The 20390-nt window shown below is 65.3% G+C and carries 8 protein-coding genes; 6 read left to right on the forward strand and 2 right to left on the reverse strand.

Annotated elements, in window-relative coordinates:
- The first annotated feature begins 20 nt into the window (after positions 1–20).
- A complete protein-coding gene (locus ACFC06_RS26745) occupies positions 21–3164 on the forward strand; it encodes a type I restriction endonuclease subunit R (protein ID WP_375937408.1) in 3144 nt (1047 codons plus the stop codon).
- A 43-nt stretch (positions 3165–3207) separates the two neighbouring features.
- Entirely contained in the window at positions 3208–4788 is a 1581-nt protein-coding gene (locus tag ACFC06_RS26750; protein WP_375937411.1) for a serine/threonine-protein kinase, read from the forward strand.
- Positions 4789–4829: 41 nt separating this feature from the next.
- Here ACFC06_RS26750 and ACFC06_RS26755 read toward each other — a convergent pair whose 3' ends face one another.
- Complete coding sequence (locus ACFC06_RS26755; protein WP_375937414.1) at positions 4830–6695, reverse strand: hypothetical protein; 1866 nt, start codon at positions 6693–6695, stop codon at positions 4830–4832.
- Positions 6696–7683: 988 nt separating this feature from the next.
- Here ACFC06_RS26755 and ACFC06_RS26760 point away from each other — a divergent pair.
- From ACFC06_RS26760 to ACFC06_RS26775, 4 genes are all read left to right on the forward strand, one after another.
- Entirely contained in the window at positions 7684–8403 is a 720-nt protein-coding gene (locus ACFC06_RS26760; protein ID WP_375937417.1) for a hypothetical protein, read from the forward strand.
- A gap of 58 nt (positions 8404–8461) precedes the next feature.
- The gene (locus ACFC06_RS26765; protein WP_375937420.1) at positions 8462–9889 is read left to right on the forward strand and encodes a protein kinase; all 1428 of its coding nucleotides are present in this window, start codon (positions 8462–8464) and stop codon (positions 9887–9889) included.
- Positions 9890–9957: 68 nt separating this feature from the next.
- Entirely contained in the window at positions 9958–16662 is a 6705-nt protein-coding gene (locus tag ACFC06_RS26770) for a DUF3320 domain-containing protein (protein ID WP_375937423.1), read from the forward strand.
- A 141-nt stretch (positions 16663–16803) separates the two neighbouring features.
- Positions 16804–17700: a restriction endonuclease gene (locus ACFC06_RS26775; RefSeq protein ID WP_375937927.1), complete on the forward strand. Its 897-nt coding sequence runs from the start codon at positions 16804–16806 to the stop codon at positions 17698–17700.
- 732 nt (positions 17701–18432) lie between these two features.
- Here the strand turns inward: ACFC06_RS26775 and ACFC06_RS26780 are convergent.
- Positions 18433–20364 carry a UvrD-helicase domain-containing protein gene (locus tag ACFC06_RS26780; RefSeq protein WP_375937426.1) on the reverse strand — a complete coding sequence of 644 codons (1932 nt, stop codon included), beginning with the start codon at positions 20362–20364 and terminating at the stop codon, positions 18433–18435.
- Positions 20365–20390: the final 26 nt, after the last annotated feature.

The raw sequence follows: 20390 nt of genomic DNA on the forward strand, positions 1-20390 counted from the left end.
TGTCAGTCCATAGTGAGCAGGTGTTCGGGGAGGCCATCGTGCAGGCGATGGTGGGGAGCGGCTGGGTGGAGGGGAATCCGCATGAGTACCGGGCGGAGCTGGGGCTGGATGTGGGGGAGTTGTTGACGTTCGTTTCGCGGACGCAGCAGGTGGAGTGGGACGAGCTTGTCGCCGCCTACGGTGCGGATCAGAACGAGGCTCAGAGTGGGTTCGCGAAGCGGCTGGGGCAGGAGTTGGCTGCCAAGGGGTTGATGAAGGTGCTTCGGGAGGGGGTGAAGGACCGGGGGGTGTTGATTCGGGTTGCGTATTTCAAGCCGAATCTTGTCGGGTCCGATGAGGTGTTGAAAGCCTATAAGGCCAATCGGCTCACCGTTGTTCGGGAACTGCCGTACGCGACGAAGCCGGGGGCGTCGCGGCCTCGGTTGGATCTGGCGTTGTTGCTCAATGGGATTCCGGTGGCTACTGCCGAGTTGAAGAATCCCTTGACCGGGCAGGGGGTCGAGGAGGCGAAGAAGCAGTATCGGGAGGATCGGGATCCTACCGAGCTGATCTTCAAGCATCGGGTGATCGCGAACTTCGCTGTCGACCCGGATCTGGTGTTCGTGACCACGCAGCTGCGGGCGGCGAAGACGGTGTTCCTGCCGTTCAACACCGGCTCCGAGGGGCCGGGTAACGCTGGTGGCAAGGGGAATCCGGCGGCGACGGTGGCGGGCAAGTACGCGACGTCCTATCTGTGGGAGGAGGTCTGGCAGCCGGACAACTGGCTCGATCTGCTCGAGCGGTTCGTGCACACCACCGAGAAGAAGGTCGCGGGCGGTAAGGCTGTTCGGTCCACGATCTTCCCGCGGTTCCATCAGTGGGATGTGGTCAAGAAGCTCACCGCGCATGCCACCACCCATGGTTCCGGACACGACTACCTGGTGATGGCCTCGGCCGGTTCCGGGAAGTCGAACACCATCGGCTGGCTCGCGCATCGGCTCAGTGATCTGCACACCGCCTCGTATGACAATCTGGATCCGGAGGCCCGGGCGGCCGGATTGCAGTCGGGTGTACCGGTTTTCGACAAAGTCATCATCATCACCGACCGCCGAAACCTGGACTCCCAGCTCCGTGACACTGTCGGCGGGTTCGAGCAGGTGTCGGGACTGGTGGTGAAGATCGATGACAAGGTTGGCTCGAAGTCCGAGCAGCTGGCCAAGGCGTTGAGCTCGCAGAGCGGCAAGATCATCACCGTTACTCTGCACACGTTCCCTGCCCTGCTGGACTATCTGCGTCGCGAGCAGACCGAACTCGCCGGTGGGCGCTATGCCGTGGTGATCGACGAGGCGCATTCCTCGCAGTCCGGCGATGCGGCCGCGGCGGTGCGGACCGCGCTGCGGGATATGGGTCTGGACGCTGACGACGAGGACGAAGGCGCCGTCGAGGTGAGCATCGACGAGCGGTTGCGTCGTAAGGCTGTCGAGCGGTCGAAGGCTTCGAACATCTCCTACTTCGCGTTCACCGCTACGCCGAAGGCTAAGACGCTGGAGAACTTCGGTACCGCGGACGGCGCCGAATACCGCCCGTTCCATACCTATTCGATGCGCCAGGCCATCGAGGAGGGCTTCATCCTCGACCCGCTGCGCAACTACGTCACCTACAAGGCGTACTACCGGTTGGTGAACCAGAACCCCGACGATGTCGAGGTTCCCGAAGCGAAGGCGTCGAGTCTGCTCGCGCGGTTCGCGTTCATGCACCCGTATGCCGTCGAGCAGCACGCGCAGGTGATCGTCGAACACTTCATCGCGCACACCCGGGGGCGGCTCGGTGGACGGGCGAAGTCCATGGTGGTGACTGCTTCGCGGCAGAGCGCGGTCGCGATGGCTCGCGCAATCAAGCGATACCTGGGTGATCGGGAGTACGACGTCAAGTATCCGGATGTCGGTGTGCTGGTTGCCTTCTCCGGGAGCTTGGAGGTCGACGGTGAGGAGGTGACCGAGTCGTCGGAGAACGGTGGACTCGCCGAATCCGCCCTGCCGAAGGCATTCCGGTACACGCGCGCCGACGACCGTGCCACCCAGGCGGGCGGCAAGGGGCAGAAGGAATACCGGATTCTGGTGGTCGCCGAGAAGTACCAGACCGGGTTCGACGAGCCGCTGCTCACCACCATGTACGTGAACAAGTCGCTCACCGGTATCGCCGCCGTGCAGACCCTGTCGAGGCTGAACCGCACCAGGGAAGGCAAATCGCAGCAGGATCTGGTGGTGCTCGACTTCGTCAACGACGCCGAGAAGATCCAGGAATCGTTCGCGCCGTACTACGAGGACGCGTTCACCCTGCCGACCGACCCGAACCTGCTCTACGTCGCCCGCGATCGGGTGGTGGCGGCTCCGATCCTGATCACCCAGGAGATGAAGGATTTCGCCGGGGCCTACCTCGTCGCGGAGCAGAAGGCTGCCGGGTCCGCCGCGAAATGGGCCAAGCTGCACGCTGAGCTGTATCGGCACCTCGAGCCGGCCGTCGAACGGTTCCAGATCTTCCTCAACAGTGAGGAGGAGGACGATGTCGCGCTCGCGGAATCGTTCCGCGCCGACCTCAACGACTACGTGCGCAAATACGGCTTTCTCGCGCAGATCGTGCCCTACCAGGACCCCGACCTCGAACTGCTGCATCTCTACGGGCGACACCTGCTCAACCGGCTCCCGCGCCGCGCCGACGGTGGCCTCGACATCGGCGAAGTCGACTTGAGCCACTTGCGTCTCGAGCAGACCGGCGAGCACGACCTCGGCCTGGCGCCGGAAGGCTCGCAGGAGTTGCGGGGGTTCGGTGACGGGACCAGCGCGCCCAAGGAACCCGAAAAGTCGCTGCTGTCCGCACTGGTCGACCGCTTCAACGAACGGTTCGGCACCGAGTTCTCCGAGGAGCACCTCGCGCTGCCGTTCGACGCGGCGATGAACGAGCCTCAGGTCGAACAGGCACGGCTGGCGAACAAGAACGTCGACGACTTCGGCGTGGTGTTCGACAAGGTGTTCGCCGAGAAGATGGTCGAACACTTCGATACCCTCAATGATCTCGGCGAGCGGTACTTCGCGCGGGACAACGAGTTCAAGAAGGATCTCGATCGGCAGGCGCGCACAGCGGCGTTCCGGCTGCTCGGGCGGCGGCACGGACTGCCCGAGATGTAATGCGGCGGTGGTGAGGCTGTCGCGGAATGGCAGGGGGTAGGCGGTGCCCGCACGGCGTATCGGACAGCGATACGAGCTGATCGAGGAGATCGGTTTCGGCGGTTTCGGCTCGGTCTGGCGCGGATACGACACCGTGCTCGATCGCGAGATCGCGGTGAAGATGATCAGGTTCACCCAGATCAATTCGCCGAGCGAGGCCGCCGAATTCGCCGAGCGGTTCCGGCGGGAGGCGCGCATCACCGCGCGGATTCGGCACCACGGGGTGCCGCAGGTCTACGATGCCGTTCTCGATGCCGAACTGAGCGAGGTCTACCTCGTGATGGAACTCATCGAGGGCGCCACGACGCTGCGGCACTACCTCGGCGGCGAGTCGGAACTACCGGTCCAGTGGGCGGTCGCGGTCACCGCGCAGACGGCGACCGCTTTGTCCTATGCGCACGCGCTGCCGGTTGTTCACCGTGACCTCAAACCGGACAACATCCTCGTCACGCCGAATGGCACCGTCAAGGTCATCGACTTCGGGATCGCCGCCCTGCTCACGCCGGGTGCGCCCAAGCTCACTGCGACCGGTGTCCCCCTGGGCTCAGCCGCATACATGGCGCCCGAACAAACCATCGGAGCGAAAGCGACGCCGCGGACAGACTTGTACGCGTTGGGTTGCGTTCTCTACGAAATGCTCTGCGGCTACCCGGTATTCAGCGGTGCGGGGCCGATCGTTATGCACCACCACTACGAAACGCCGCCCGTTCCGCCGCGGGAGATCCGTGCCGATGTCCCGGTCGAACTCGATGACCTCGTGGTGGATCTGCTGGCCAAGAAGCCCGATGATCGTCCCGTCGACGCGGCCGAAGTCTACGAGCGGTTGCTTCCGTTGCTTCCGGCCTCGGGATCAGTACTCGATGTCGGTGCGGCTCTCGTCTCGGGTGTGCCCGATCCGACGGCGATTTTCCGCAGACCCAACGCGCCGCTACGCCCCGACCGGGTGGCGCCCACTGCCCGATTCCAGCACGCTCTCGAACCCACCACACCGATCAGTGATGAGGTGCTCGAGCAGCAGTTGAACAGGCGAGTGGACGAGTACCGGGAACTGATCGCCGACAATCGACCGCTGCAAGCGGCCGGTGTGCTCGGTGACTTCCTCGAAGGGGTCGGCGCGGCTTTGGGGACCGACAGCCAGCGTGTGCTCGACCTGCGTTTCGATGTCGCCCTCGCTCGCTTCCTGGGCGGGGAGATCAGGGTGGCCAGAAGCGAATTCGAGGCCCTCGCCACCACCTGCTCCCGGGTGCTCGGCTTCACGCACGAACTGACGATCGACTGCCGGAAGTTCGCGGTCGACTGCCGGATCGAGCTGGGCGAACTCACCGAGGCATTGGCCGAGATGCGCGCGGTCACCGCCGATGTGCGCGCGGTACAGACCGATGGCAGCGAGACCGCACTCGACATGCGCCTGGCGTTGGGTCGACTGCTGGCATTGGTCGGACACCGCGCCGAAGCGCGAACTACTCTGACCGAACTCGTCGATGACCTGTTGCTCATCCGTGGGGTCGACGACGCGCTGACACAGGAAGCCTCGGCGGCGCTCGCGCGGCTCACCGACGACGATCCCGTTCTGGGCGACGGCTGACCGGGTGTGAGTTCGGCCGGCGTACTCGGACTGCCAGTGCCTCAATTGGTCTGGCTGGTGGTGAGATGTCGGCCGATATAGCCGATATAGACGCGGCGGTCGGCATTCCAGTTGTCCAGGTAATGCAGGCGCGGACCGACCATGCCCATGTTGTTGGCCAGCCGGAAGTGGGCCTGCATCTGCGCTCTTCGGGTGGCCGACACCGAATCAGGGACCGGAAGATCGCGTTCCTTGCCGAACCGATTCATCGTGGAGTCGGATTCGTGGGAAGCATGGCGCTTCATCGTGACGGTGCGATATCCGGCGGGTGTGTTGCGGAGGTACTCGTGGACGTTGCCCCGATGCTCGCCGTCTCGTCGTGCCCGGAGATAGTCGGCGAGGACCAGGGCGGCCTCCCAAGCGTTTCGTGCGGCGATGCCGAGCTGATCGTGTTCGTCGAGTGCGCGGCATAGGTCCGGCTTACCGGTGAAGAAGACGCCGTCGTCTTCGATTCGTTTGAACCAGGTCAGCAGTTCTGCGCAGCTCTCGGGGTAGGCGGTCACCTCGCTGTCGGACAGTGGGCGATAGGCGATATCGGCGGCCTTGCGATCGACGAGTTCGCGCTGGAGCCGGCGGACCTCATCGGAGAGGCGCTGCCGTTCGTCGACTTCGATACATGCCTCGAGTTGTGCGTCCGCGATCTCTTCGCGGAGTTCGCTGATCTGGTCTTGCAGCAGCTCGATGTCGTTCCTGCGCTGTTCGAGCAGCCGGGTGGTGCGTTCCACCGCTTCCGGGAGGATCTTGACGCTCGATCGGCGGCGGATCGCCTCCAGCGAAGCGCGATCGATGATCTCGAGTCCGAAGATCTCCCGGACCAGGGCTGTCACGGTGGAATCGGCCGAGTCGGGACGGATCGTAGGTGCAGGCTCGGGCTCGACGGGAGTCGGAGTGGGGGTGAATGTGGCGACCACCGGTTGCGGTGGGCTCGACGGTGGCGCGGACGTGTCGACCGTTGCCGGAGTGAGGCTGTCGACGACGAGCTTGTTCTCGACTCGGTCCAGAGTGCGTAACTGCTTGCGGATGTCACTGGGCAGCTCTCGGGTAGCGCCGTGGCGGCGGGCGATGCGGCCCAGCATTCGCGCGATGGCAGCATCGCTGAGGCTGCCCAAGGTGTCCGGCGTGAGGAAGCGGTGGCGGCGGTGGTCTTCGGCGACCGCGGGGTCCGCCCCCGGGAGAAAAGTGCGCAGCGACCACGGCGCAACTGTGTGCTCGTCACCGAGTTCCTCGGCGAACCGTCGCGTGGCCAACGGATCGAGGATGGCCACCTCGGCCTGGCCCGTGAGATCGGACGACCAGCGTGCCAGGCGTTGACGAAACTTGTCGAAGTCGAGTTGATCGTCGCTGGCGGCGACGAAGATGAGGCCGTGCCGGTCCGGGTCGGTGACACGTTCGGCGAGGTCGGTGACGGCGTTGGAGTTGACCAGGTGTGGTTCGTTTGTGAGCTGAGCGTCGCCGATGACAACGGGCAGAACTCCGAGCAGCCGCGGTGCGATCCGCGGAGTCGCGACACGGTGATTGGTGTCGTTACCGACTTCGAGCAGAATCCAGCCCGGGCCGTTACCTGGACAGGCTGCGGTGAGTTCGGTCGTCCACGCCCCCGTGGTGTGATGCTCCACGAGCCGCAGCCGAAGTAGCTCGGTGTCGCCGATGGTATGTCGGACGACGGCAAGTGACCTGTCAGCGTCTTCGAAGTGGCCGGATTCGTGTACCGCGATCGACCAATGCTTCTCGCTGAGCCACGTTTCGAACTCCTGGGTGATCAGCGTGGAGGTTCCGTGGGCGGAGTTGAAATGGACGAGCGATCGATACGGGTGTTCGGCGACGCGACGGTGGGGGGTTCGCGGCATGGTCGCTGGCGTGGCGGTCATCGAGGTCCGTCCTGATGGGAGGCGGGAACGCGAGGGCGAAGAAGTCGGGATGATCTATATCAACCGTAAGTCTGAATGAAAACAATGTCAACGGCTATATCGATAGTGTGACTGTTGCGGAATCTCCGGTGAGTACGCCTCGTGTGTCGGTGTGCTTGGCAGATCTGATGGAGACGATCAGGGTCGTCGACGCTTCCGAAGTGGCTCGCCTGCTGGAAGATTCGCGTCTTCTGGCGCAGTGGTGGACAAGCACGCCGATTGATCAGGTCGCTCGCGGGATAGGGGTGGCGGAGACCGCACGGGTGGTCGTGCGTGCTCTGCGGCGATTCTGTAGTGAGGTCGAGGTGGGCTGGCTTGGCCTGCTGTCCTGTTCGGGGATGCGGCGCGCGACATACCGTCGATGCTGAACCAGATCCAGGCCGACGAGCGGTTCGTTCGAGTCGACCGCGACGTTTACGGTCTACGCGCCTGGGGCGGGCATGAATACACGACGATCCGCGACCAGATTGTTCGCGAGGTAGAGCAGGCGGGCGGAGTGGCCCGCACCGCAGATATCGGTGGCGGGTGGCCTGGCCCGGCAGGCAGCCGAACTGCGGCTCGCTGCGCCCGCTGCTGTTGCACCTCGGCGCCGTTGCCGGCGATTGTGTATTCATCCACGCCGAGAACGGGGTGCTGCGAGCGCGCCACGTGCGTATCGGGCGGGACACGCCACCGGGAGTTCGTGCGGCGCGGTTGGCGGGAGCCGATGGGCGGACGTGAGCTCGGTGTGGTCGGAGCTCCGAACTCGGATCGGACTCCCGCCCGAGGCTGACCGGGGCGAGGCACTTGCGCATCTGATCGCGCGTGGTGACCGGGACCTCGTCGAACTGCTGGAGGGTTCGTCTGAGTAGGAATGGCTGTGATCGGGACTCGCAGGCTGGCCCGGCAATGCCGCCCTTGCTACGGTTCTTCGACCTGGTTGCGGCACAACAGCGAGAGGTGGCCGGTCGTGGTACAGGGCTCGGTCGAGGTCCCGACTGAACACGGTGGCGATGATCATCGGACAGCCGACGAGTACGCGGCCACCCGGCTGGCGCTGCTCGCCGACCGATACGTTGAGCCGCCGGCGTTGTGTGCGGGTACTGTCGGCGCGCAATCCGTTTCGCTGGATGAGCTGGTCGGTGCGGGCGCACTGACCGTGCACGAATCGCCGCCGACGGTCGCAGCGGGAACGGGCGGGGTGGAAATGCTGAGCGCGAAGGATATTCGCGTCGGGCGTCGAGCGAGCAAGAACGGTGACGCTTCCGTGCCGGGTGCGGTGACATCGGAGCCTGGCGATGTGCTGGTCGCTCTCGTCGGCGGGCCCGCGGTGGTTCGCGTCAGCACCGAATCTGTGCTGTGCGGGCCCGGAGTCCTCGTACTTCGTGGCAAGCCCGCGGTGATCGATCCGTATCTCTTGGCTGGAGTGCTGCGTGCTGCCGCCGATATCGCCGATGGCAAGGTGCACGATCTGTATTCCGTGCGGTTCCCTCGTGTGCCGATCAACGAGCAGCGGCGGCGCGGCGCGGCGGTAGCGGAGCTGCTCGAGTTCGACGCGACATGGCGGCGGCAGCGGGTGGCCGTCGAGCAACTCGTGCGGACAGGATTGGCCGGCCTGGCCACCGGCCGGTTGGATGTATCGCCCGCTGTAATCGATGGCACCGCGCGGCCGAGGGCACGGCTGGGATGATCGAACACATCCAGGCCGCGATTCGTCAGCGGTTCGGCCGGATCGAGAAGGAGCAGCGGTGCAGCCGCAGGTGGTGGTAGGTGGCCGGTACGAACTGGTTCAGTCGGTTGGCATCGGTGGGATGGGGCAAGTCTTCGAGGGATTCGATCGCCATCTCAAACGCCGAGTCGCGGTGAAGCTCACCAGCGCGAATCTCGATGCCGACCCGGAATGGACCAAGCGTTTCTATCGGGAAGCCGAGCTGATGGCTGGAGTGAGTCATCCGGGAATGCCGACAATTCACGACGCGGGAATCCAACCGGGGCAGCCGGATCGGCCGTTCCTTGTCATGGAGTTCGTCGAGGGACGGACCTGGGAGGAAGTGCTCGCCCACCGCGGGCCGCTCCCGGTCGGTGTGGTCGCCTCGCTCGGCGCCCAGGCTGCGGCGGTGCTGGCAGCCACGCACCGGCACAGGGTTTATCACCGCGACCTCAAGCCGGCGAATCTGATGCTGTGCGACAACGGAACAGTCAAGGTGCTCGACTTCGGGCTGGCAGTCGCACTCGACGGTGACTACACCCGATACAGCAACACCGGCCAGACCTTGGGCACCCCGGCGTTCATGGCACCCGAGCAGATCGAGGGCGGTGACATCGTTCCGCAGACCGACCTGTACGCGCTCGGGCTCGTCCTGCACGAGCTGCTGACCGGGCATCGGGTGATGGGTGGCTCCAACGCGTATGTGGTGTGGAACAACCAGGTACACACTCGAGTACCCGACGTGCGGCTCGACCGTGCCGATACGTCGCTGGATATGGCTTCGCTGATCATGTCGATGGTCGAAAAGGACCCGCGACAGCGGCCTGAAGACGCGGCGACGGTGCACGCTGTCCTGCTGCGCCACGCTGCTCCCGTCGAAACGCTCCCCGAGGTAGGCGACCGGCACAGTCCGGTTCATATGTACGCGCGGGCGGTGAGTGCTCCAGGCGCGTCACGAACTGCGCCGACCCTGGTGGCCGGTACACAGACCACGCCGACATCGTCCGCCGCTGCACCGGAGGTCACCATGTCGTTCAGTCGCGGCGATCTGCACGCCGCGATGCGCAGGGCCCGAGATCTCGCTGACGAGTCGCGGTACCGGCCGGCGGTGCAGGAGTTGAGTGGCGTGATCGACGCGGCGGTGATCGCGCTCGGAGCACGCGACGTCGACGTATTCGACGCCAGGGTCGAACTGGCCGACCTGCGATTCGAAAGCGGAAACTATGCCGCTGCCGCCGATTTGTTCCGTACGCTCGTAGACGATCTCACCGCCGAACGGGGACCCTACGACGAACAGGCGATGTACTGCCGTCGCCAGCTCGCCGGGTGCAAGGTGCACACCGGCCGCGTCCGCGAGGCGCTGGCCGAACTCGATCGGCTCCACGGGCAGATGCTCGCGCGCTACGGTGCTGACGACAAGCGGGTGATCGATATCGGCGCGCAGATTACCCATATCCGCGCTACTTGAACCGTCTCGAATCATCTCGGTCTGTCACACTGTTCCCGCCGGCAAGCGGCAGGAGCGGTGGAACAACGGTGGATGTGGGGACTGCGGTGTATTCGGATGACAATGAGTACCGTCGTGCGCTGTCAGCGGTGGTGAAGGAATGGCGTGAGTCGCTGATCGACCTCAGCAGCCGCAATCGTCTCCTGAACTACAAGCCGACACGGGCGTCCTCGCTGGAGCTGTCCACGCCCGCCGCAGAAATGATCGTCGCAGCGCTGGAGCGCGGCATCCGCTTCGCGCCACTACCCGATGTGGACGGCGACCACGACGACACCACGCACGTGGATCGGCAGCAACGGGCGACCGCCAACGCTGAGATCCTCACCGAGAAGACCACGACCAAGGCGCTGGAGTCCACGCTGAAGGCGTTGAACCGCCGGGCGACCCAGATCTTCAACGACTACGGTCTGTGGACGCTCCAGCTGGGCATCGGCATGCTGAACTGGCGTGAGGACAACGCCACCAGCGGAACCGACGCGCCCCTGGTCCTGGTGCCGGTCCGTATCCAGCGCAACAAGCGCGGCGACTACGTGCTGCAGCTCAATGTCGACGACGAGCCCCGGTTCAACCCTGCCCTGCGGATCAAACTCGAACAGCTGCACCTCGACTGGACGGCGACGATCCCCGACGAGCCGACCGAAGTTGCCGGCATCCTCTCGGGGACACGGAATCTGGTGCGGCACAAGCCGGGTTGGACTGTGACGCCCCGAGTCGTGCTCGGTATCTTCGCCTCCCACAAGGAGGCGATGTATCAGGATCTGCTCGACAACGAGGCCCAGGTCATCGCCAGCGACCTGTTCGGCGCGGTGGCGCTGGGGCCGGACGCACGGATCGCTGCGGATCGGTTCGCCTTCGATCCCGTCGACCTCGACCGGATCGATGAGGCTTTCCCGCCCGAGGACACACCGCTCGTTCTCGATGCCGACTCATCACAGCGCCAGGCTGTCGCCGCCGCGGTGGGCGGCAATTCCTTCGTCCTGGACGGACCGCCTGGCACCGGCAAGAGCCAGACGATCACCAATATCATCGCCGCGCTGTTGCATGCTGGTCGTTCGGTGCTGTTCGTCTCCGAGAAGGCCGCGGCGCTGGACGTCGTGCTCAATCGCATGCGGGCCGTGGGACTGGACTCCTACGTACTCGCCCTGCACAGCAACAACACCTCCCGTAAGGCCGTTGCCCAAGAACTGGGACGTGCGCTGATCGAGACACCCGCCGCAGAGCGTATGCGTCCCGAGGCGCTGGAAGAGCAGACAACACACCGGCACTCGCTCAGCGCCTACGCCGAGGCGATGAACGTGGTTCGCGAGCCCTTCCAGTCCTCGATCCACGATGTGATCGGCCGGGTCGGTGCGCTGGCGGCGGCGCGCGAGGCGGATCACCTCGTGACGGCCGCGGCGCAGCGCAGCGTCGGCCGTCAGTTCTCGCTCGACCGGCTCGATCGCCGCACGCTCACGGAGATCCTCGACCATGCGCAGGCCATCGCGCAGACTTTCACGGTGGTGCACGACGCCGAATATCCCTGGAAGGGGATTCGGCAGGTGGCCGAGGGGCCCGATGTGGTGCGTCGGCAGGCAGCGGCGGCACTGGAGCGTCTGCGGGCTACCGTAAACACTTTCGCGACTCTCGCTCCTGAGACCGGTCCGACCGACAACGACGCCGGACTGGACCGACTGAGCGAGCTGGTCGACCTCCTGTCCGATCGACGCTCCATCCCCGAATTCTGGTTGACCGCAGGCGGATTCGATCACATTGTTGAGCAGCCCGTCGTCGAGTTCCGGGCACTGCTTCACGAGGTTCGCGACGCGCGAACGAAGGCTCAGCAGGTCGGTGGCAACCGGTGGGAAGAGCTGCCGGAGTCGCTGAATCCCGCGAAGACCGAATCCGAGCGGGCGCTGACCGCGCTCACCCCCGCCGGCATCGATCCCGCCGATCTCGCTGTCCCGTATCTCAAAGAACTGCAGACGAAGTTTCACACCTGGATCGAGGACCTCGAGTCGCTGATCGACTCGGCGACGGAACTGGCCGAGTCGATCGGGCTGACGCCCCCGAAGACACCCGCGCAAGCGCGGGTTGTCGGTGCGCTCGCCGGATTCGCCGTCACCGAGAGCGCCCCACACTCGGCGATGTTGGAGCCTGGCGGGCTGGTTCACGCAGAAGCCTCGGCCGTGGCCGTCCTCGCCGCCGCATTACAGCGGTTCTCCGCTCGCTGCACCGAGGTGCGACTCGCGCAGCAGCGGGCGGCCGCAGCACTCGGCACACACTGGATCCGGCTGCCCGCATCGCTGTCCGATACCGCACCGAACAGCGAACAGGAACTGGCGGTGCTGGTCCCGGCCGGCATCGATCTCGCGGCATTCACCGCCGCGCGGTGCGCCGAACATCGGCTGCGGTTCGAGGACTTGGTCCAGCGCCTCGATTCCGCGGCACGCCAGGCCGAAGCGGTCGCGATGCAGTTCGGTATCGACGCGTCGGTGCCGGTCGGCGAGCTCGGTCGGCTGGTGGAACTCGCCGACCTCGCTCAGGTGCCCGATCGAGCACTGCCCGACTGGTTCAAGCCCGGGGTGCTCGCACAGGTCGAGGTGGCGGTCGGCGAGGTCACGGCGGCGGCGGATGAACTGGCAGCCGCCGAGAGAGAAGGCCGGAAGGTATTCGTCGCCGAGCTGGTCGACTCCCCGGGGGCCGCGGAGGCTCTCGAACGGCTGCAGCTCGCGAGTCCCGGCTTGGGCGGCGCTTTCTCCAAACAGGTTCGTGCCGACCGCAAGACGATCGGGGCACTGACCGCTACGGGGACCTGGCGAAAGGACCTGCACGAGCATCTCGCCGCCGCCTTGCGCTGGCACGCGGCGCACGCGGCCTTGCGCGCTACGGCCGCCGAGCACGACGAACTGCTCGGCAGGTACGTCGCCGATGGCGAACCCGATGTGTCCGGAATGCGGAAAGCTCTCGCGCAGGCGCACCGGGTGATCGAATTGGCCGGCGTCGGTGACGACGATGAGCGGGCTCGAAAGCTGCTCTCGGCCACCGTTTCCGATGGTGTCGCCACCGACACGGATCTCGCCGTGCGGCGTGCGGATATTGTCGCGGGTCTGCACGCGTGGGATACCGAGTCGACTCGCGCGCCACTGGCCGCTGTCGCCTCCGAGCTGGCCGCCCAGACTGCCGGGGATGTCGCGCGATGGCTGCGCGCGCACATCGACCCGCTCGAACGGGCGGAATCGTTGATCAACGGGGTGACCGCCGTTCCCGCCGCAGGTGAAGGTGACGTCGCGAATCTGACGCTGGCCGGCGCCCGTGAGATGGTCCGCTCCGCGCAGGCCGCGCAGCGCCTCACCGGCGACTTCGAAAGCAGGCAGCGGGTCGACCGTCGCGTACTGGGGCCCTGGTACAGCGGCCTGGACACCGATTGTGGGCGACTCTCGGTGACGCAACCAGAATCTGCGGACGGCTTCGAGGCCATGCGCGACCTGCTGAAGCGCGCCGAGTCGTGGGCGGGCAACAGTCCCGCCGACGCCGAGCGCGTGCTCGGACGCTACGCCGCTATCGAGGAGCACGGAACCAAGGCGTTGGCCGACGCGTTGACCGCGGCTCGGCGCATTGTCGAAGGTGCCCCCGACACCATCGGTGACCCGACACGTCGGGCTCGCCTGTGCGGAGCACTGGCTGACGGATCGCCGGCACGGTCCGATCTTGTGTCCAAAGGCGAGCGAATCGCGATGTCGCTCGACATCTGGGTCGAACGCACCACCGAACACGGCGCGACCACGCCGTTGCAGGACATGCCGTTCGACGTCTCGATCGAATGGATGCGCGCGCACAGAGAACCGTTCCAGCACGCCCTCACTTTCACTTCGACGGTTTCCCGGGTGATCGGTGCCGAGACCAAGATCAACTTGTCCCAGGCCCGGCGCACAGCCGATATTGTTGGCAGGGCCCGCCGAGCGCAGGAAAGCCTGGTGATCGAGGACGAGCGTTGGGAAGCGTTGCTCGGTGATCTCTACACCGGGATAAGCACCGACCCCGACCTCCTCGATGACGCGCTCGGATGGGCTCGCCGGGTCCGTCGTGCAGCGGACATCAGGAAGTACCGGCTGGGGCACACCGGGAAGCGCTCGACCGAAGGGCTGCCGCCGGTCTCGGCCGCGACGGCCCGAGGGATGCGTACGTTGCCGGCGGAGACAAGTCTTGTCGCCGATCGGACAGAGTGGAATCGCCTGCGTCACGTTTTCGCGGCATGTTTCGACGACCAACATCGCGGATCGGTCGAGCAGCGATTGCTGCTCTCGCTCGTCGACGCGGCTCACTGGTTGCGCGAACTCGCTGACAATGCCGAGGGCCCTGGAGTGTGGCGTCGCTACGCCGACGCCACCGCCGCATTGACAGAGCTGGGTCTCGGTGGCATTCCCGACTCGGCGGCCGAAGAGGGAATGCCTATCGCCGAGCTCGCGCCGATCCTGGAGAAAGCGATTCTCACCGCGTGGGTGAACCTGCATCTCGAGCGCGACCAGCGGCTGTCGCCGACTCGCGCCGACGACCGCAACCGCCTCGTCGAACGATTCCGCGACGGTGATCGCGCACTGATTCGCAACGCTCCGGCCAAGGTGATCGCGTCGGTGAACAAAGCCCGCCCGGCCAACATCACGATCGGTAGCGCCGCGGCGATCCTGCGCGAGGCGGAAAAGAAGTCCAGGCACAAACCGGTGCGTCAGGTTCTCGACGAATGCGGGGAAGTCGTCCGGCGGATCAAGCCGTGTTTCATGATGAGCCCGCTCACAGTCAGCCAGTTCCTGCCGCCGGGATTCCGGTTCGATGTGGTGATCTTCGACGAAGCCTCGCAGGTATTGCCGGAAGACGCGGCCAACTCCCTGTACCGCGCGGACTCGCTCATCGTGGCCGGTGACCAGAAGCAGCTGCCGCCGACCTCGTTCTTCAGCGTTACCGGTGAAGCCGGCGACGACGAATGGACCGAAGACGGGGTCGACAAGTTCGAGTCTGTGCTGGATCTGTGTAAAGGCAGTGGTGTGCTGCGTGGGCTGCCCCTGCGATGGCATTACCGCAGCAGGCACGAAGACTTGATCGCCTTCAGCAACCACGAGTTCTATGGCGACACCATGGTCACCTTCCCCGGGGTCTATGAGAGCGGCCCGGATATCGGTGTGGAGTTCTTCAAATCCGACGGTGTGTACGACCGCGGCGGACGCCGCGACAACCCGGGTGAGGCCGCGCTCGTCGCCGAACGGGTGATCCATCATGTGCAAACGAGGCCCCACCTGACTGTAGGTGTGGTAGCGCTGTCGAAGGCTCAGGCCGAGGCCATCGAAACAGCGGTCGCTGCCGCGCGTGCCGGTCGCCCGGAGCTGGAGTCGTTCTTCAACGACGACCGCCTCGACGGATTCTTCGTGAAGAACCTCGAATCGGTCCAGGGCGACGAGCGTGACGTGATCATCCTGTCCATCGGTTACGGCCCGGACGACTCCGGCAAGCTGCACGCGAATTTCGGTCCGATCAACAACGATGCGGGTTGGCGGCGACTCAATGTGGCGGTCACCCGTGCGCGTCAGCGGGTCGAACTGGTGGCATCCTTCTATGGCGGGGATCTACCGGTCGCCGAGAAGGAGAAGAAGGGCATCCGCCACCTCAGGCGGTACTTGCAGTTCGCCGAAGCCGGATCGCAGATGCTTGCGGCCGCCGGAAGCGAGCCGAGTCGGCACCTCGACGGCCCGTTCGAGCACGATGTCGCTGAAGTCCTGCGGGGTTGGGGTTACGACGTCGCGCCGCAGGTCGGTGTTGCCGGATATCGCATCGACGTGGCGGTTCGGCACCCCCAGCATCCCGGTGTTTTCGCGGTGGGCATCGAATGCGATGGCGTGATGTACCACTCGACCCGCGCGGCACGAGATCGTGATCGACTGCGGGAAGAGGTGATGAGAAATCTGGGCTGGTCCATTCACCGGATCTGGGCAACCGACTGGCACGGCGATCGTGGTGGTGCACTGGAGCGTTTGCGTCATGCGGTCGAAGTGGCTGTCGCGCGGGATCCATATCAGGTGCGCACAGTCGACGAACCTCCCGCGGAATCCGATTCGGTGCCCACTGACTCGCTGACCCCGGTCGAAACACACAGTGCGGAAGCGGAATCGGTATCCATCGGTCCCACCTGGGCTAGAGAGTACGACGGATTCACCCAGCAGGAGTTGTTCGACCTTCGTTCGGCGTTGGCTGATCAGCTCGACCTCTGGGATGTTCCGTTGCAGGATCACGACGCCACCGCGTTGATCGGCGAGGTCGCGCGCACTGTGGTCCACCGCGAAGGACCGATCGAGCTGGAACTCCTCATCGCTCGTATCCGGGATGCTTGGGGGTATGCCAAAGCAGGTTCGGTCGTACGCGGCCGGATCCAGCACGTGTTGGCGCGTGAAGTGTCGAACGGGACATTGACCTGCGATGGTACGGCCTACGCGATACCTGGTATCGACATCGAGCATGTTCGGACTCCGAGTCGGAGTTGCGCGCGAACCGTGGGACAGATTCCGGGCGCCGAACGGAAGTTGGCTTTCACAAACACGATTCGTGGCGGATACGGCGTCGGTCGAGATGAACTGATCAAGGAGGTCGCACGGTTGTTCGGGTGGTCACGTGTGGGCCAGGGTATCCGTCCGACACTCGAACGCGACCTCGATGATTTGATCGAAGCTGGTGTGTTGGTTCAACGTGCTGAGGGTATTTCGGCCGCGTGATCGAATCGGCGCGGACGGGCGCCCACAGAGTGGGCGGTCGCTGATCTCTTGGGTCCAGTGTGGATCACGCGGAGAATGGAGTTCGGTTGACCCGATCCAGCGCACGATGAGGAGCAGTTGTTGTCTGAGCCGGTTTCTACGATGCCTGTGTGGTCGGGGTTCCTGACGCCGATTCTCGAGGTCCTAGCTGACGGGAGGACCTGGCGGAAGCGGGAGCTTGTCGGTTCTGTGAGTGATCATGTCGGGCTCACCCTAGAGCAGCGCGCCGAGGTCCTCCCCTCGGGACAGCGACGGGCGGCGAATCGGATCGGTTGGGCGCTCAGCGCGCTGTCCCGCGCTGAGCTGATCACGAAGCCCGCGCGTGGAGCGTTTCTGATCACTTCGGGCGGTCGCGACAGCTTGGCCAGGTTTCCCGAAGGCCTGGATGAGCGAGCGCTGAAGACGATTCCGGCGTATGCGGAATACGTTCCGCTACGTGCGGGGTCAACAGTGGGGGCAGTGGAAGCGACACCTGACGCGGTATCGGATCCGTTCGAGCAGATAGAAACCGGCGTTGAGCGAGTGCACGCCGAAGTCGCTGCAGAACTGCTGCAACGTATGCGGGGCCAAGATCCTGCGGCATTCGAACAGACAGTCCTCGACGTGCTGGTGGCGATGGGCTACGGCGGTACCGAGCGGCGCGCGCAGCGGATCGGCGGATCTGGAGACGGTGGCGTAGACGGTGTGATCGACCAGGACGCGCTCGGCCTGGACCAGATCTATGTGCAGGCCAAGCGGTACGACCAGGGAAACAACATCGGACGCGATACGGTGCAGGCGTTCGTGGGAGCCCTGCACGGTGTCGGCGCATCGCGCGGAGTCTTCATCACCACGAGCGCGTTCACCCAGCATGCGCGAGAGTACGCCAAGAATGTGCCGATCAGGGTGATCCTTATCGATGGGCACCGGTTGGCTGAGTTGATGATCCAGTACGGGGTGGGCGTGCAACAACGGGCGGTTCTGACCGTTGTCCAAATGGATGAGGACTACTTCGAATAGCGCCAGCCGGTCGGGTCTCGGAGCTCGCCAGATCGCCTGAATCTTTCGGTCGTCACTTGTACTGTCTGATCAGTGCGCGATATCGCGCAGTCTTGGGTGTTCGGGCAAGGCGGTGCTGTGGTGGTACGTGATTGGTTTGCGAATCGGGCGCATCGGGGCGATCAGGACCCTCGGTTCGACCCTGAAAACGACGACCCACGCGATCCTTTCGAGTTCGGCGCGGTGCGCGAAACACGTTCGACGGCCGCGCCTCGACGACGGAAGAAGAAACGGCCTCGGGCCGTCTCGAACGGGAGCAACAGTCGCGGTGCGCACAGTGCAGTTCGAGAAACTCCATCGCCCGCCAGATCTCCTTCCGCGGATGAACGGCAATCTGCGGTGGAGGCGATCGTGTTAGGGGTACTTCGCGACGATCCCGAGCCGACGTTCGGGCAGTACCAGCGGGCCGTCCGCGCGGCGGGCTACGGAGAGATCGACCGCGTCGAGGTCAGGGCGATTTTCCAACGAGTCGCGGCCAGGAACCGTGCTCGCCGGTCGTCTGCCGACGCATCGAAGCCGAGACGAGCCGACCAGCCGCGACAGCGCGGGTCCAGCGACAGGCCACGATCACGGCAAATCGTCGGAGCAGCGGATCGTTGCCCTTCCTGTGACGTCGTGCCGGACAAACAGAGCGGTGCGTGCCGCTGCGGTTGACACTTTCCGCCGGCGCGGTTGCGTTGTCTCCTGGACTGTTCAGTCGGTGAGGGTGCACACCCACAGGTAGTCGCGGGCTCGGCTGGCGGCTACCAGGTGTTGGCGGGTGCGGAGGGCTTCGGCGTCGCGGGCAGGGCGGGTTGGGGGTGGGGTTGTGAGGAGGAGGAAGACGGCGGTGAAGTCCATGCCCTTGGCGCGGTGGACGGTGCCGACCTTGATGTCGGTGGGTTGGGTGCCGTCGTAGTGTTCCAGGGGCATGGCGCGCAGGCCGGCTCTGCGCAGGGCGGTGAGGTAGCGGTCGATGTCGGTCCTGGTGGAGACGATGACAGCGATGTCGGCGTCGGGTGTCAGGTTCGCGTCGCGGATCGCTCGGGGGAGGGCGGTGAGTGATTCGCGGCGGGTGAGGCGGGCTTCGACGACGTCACCGTCGGGGAGCGTGGGGGTGCTGTCGCGGATGACCGCGCCGGTGCCGCCGTCGAGGTCGTCGACGGAGTCGGGGGTTTCGATGCGCTGGACGTAGGACAGGACCGCGGCGCGGTTGCGGTAGTTGGTGCGCAGGATGCGGCCGCGGCCGCCGGGGACCGGGATGCCCGCCTCGGCCAGGGTGCAGCCACCGACGTAGACGCGCTGTTGGCTGTCGCCCACCAGGAGAAGCTGGGAATCCTCGCGGGCGCCGGCGATTTCGTAGACGAGCTGGAGTTGCCGGAGAGTGAAGTCCTGGACCTCGTCGACGACGACCAGTCCGAAGCTGTCTTCGTCGCTGAGGGGGCGGGCGCGCAGTTCGTCGACGGCGAGGGCGATCAGATCGTTGAAGTCGTGTGCGCCGCGCGCTGCGAGGCCTTGCTCGTAGGGCTGAAACCACTCGTCCCAGACGGTCTTTCGAATCTCGTTCCTGAGAATGATGCCCTCGCGGCCGCTGCGCTGTACACCGAGGTATTCGGCCGGACGCGACACCCCGCGGCCTTTGATGATGCGGTCGATCTCATCGTGCCAGTACCCGAAGTCGGTGCCGTCGACGGCGGTGAGGGTACCGCGGATTCGGCGCCACGCATCGGCGAGTGCGGCGTTGACGGCCGCCTCGTCGACATTGAACGGCACGTCTCGGTCTTTGAGGAACCGGAGCGTCCAGGCATGCAGGCCGGTGAAGACCGCGCGGTCGACAGCCCGGGGCGCCAGACGGGCGAAGCCGCGTTCGTGGAATGTGGGAAGTGTCTTGACGAAAGTGGTGAACATCAGGCGGCCGGGATTGCGTTTGGCCCAGTGCGCCATACGGTGCAAGGCGACTACGGATTTGCCGGTGCCGGCCGGGCCACTGATGCGGGCCGGACCGTTGAAGTTCGCCTGAACCAGGCTGAGCTGGGCGGGATCGAGAAAGGTCATCCAGTCGCTGAACGGGCGGGACAGCGCGGCGGCACGTTCTGACTCGTTGAGGTCGGTCGCGGTGAAAAGTTCCGCAGCGGGGTCGGTTTCGACGGCGAAGTCGAGACGCAGGTGGGTATAGCGGTCGATGCCGGAGGCTGCGAGTTGGGCAGCGCGCGCGGGTTTGTAGTGCCGATCGCGTCGGGTGAGGGTGTCGAGGAAGCCGGGTTCGTCGACGATGTGGACGCGGCCGTCGGATTCGGCGCGGAATCGGCCGGGCAGCACGACGACGATTTCGGCCATGTGTGGGACGAACCGGAAGTCGCCGACGGCGAGACAGGTGAGGGGTTCTTCGGCGTGCTTGCGCAGCTCGCCGAATTCGGAAGTGTCGGGCGCGGTGGCGGCGAAGACGATCGCGAACACTCCCGTCGGGCCGATCGCGAAAGCAGTGGGCCTGCCCGGCCGGAACGGGGTGGTGCGGACCAGCAGATGCCAGCCTTCGGCGGCGAGAACTCCCGTGAGCACCCGTCGTTCCGGCGAGCTCAGGTGGGTCTGTTCGGCTAGCGCCTGCTCGGCCGCGCGCAGGCGCCGCTCACGTCGGATATTGGCCATGGTTTCCCCCTCGAACCTGGTCGGTG

The organism is Nocardia sp. NPDC056064, from assembly GCF_042266925.1.
Taxonomy (GTDB): domain Bacteria; phylum Actinomycetota; class Actinomycetes; order Mycobacteriales; family Mycobacteriaceae; genus Nocardia.

Bases quoted from the DNA above. Each gene is read 5' to 3' on its own strand.
- ACFC06_RS26755 (WP_375937414.1), bottom strand. From the start codon at position 6,695: ATGACCGCCACGCCAGCGACCATGCCGCGAACCCCCCACCGTCGCGTC.
- ACFC06_RS26775 (WP_375937927.1), top strand. From the start codon at position 16,804: ATGCCTGTGTGGTCGGGGTTCCTGACGCCGATTCTCGAGGTCCTAGCT.
- ACFC06_RS26780 (WP_375937426.1), bottom strand. From the start codon at position 20,364: ATGGCCAATATCCGACGTGAGCGGCGCCTGCGCGCGGCCGAGCAGGCG.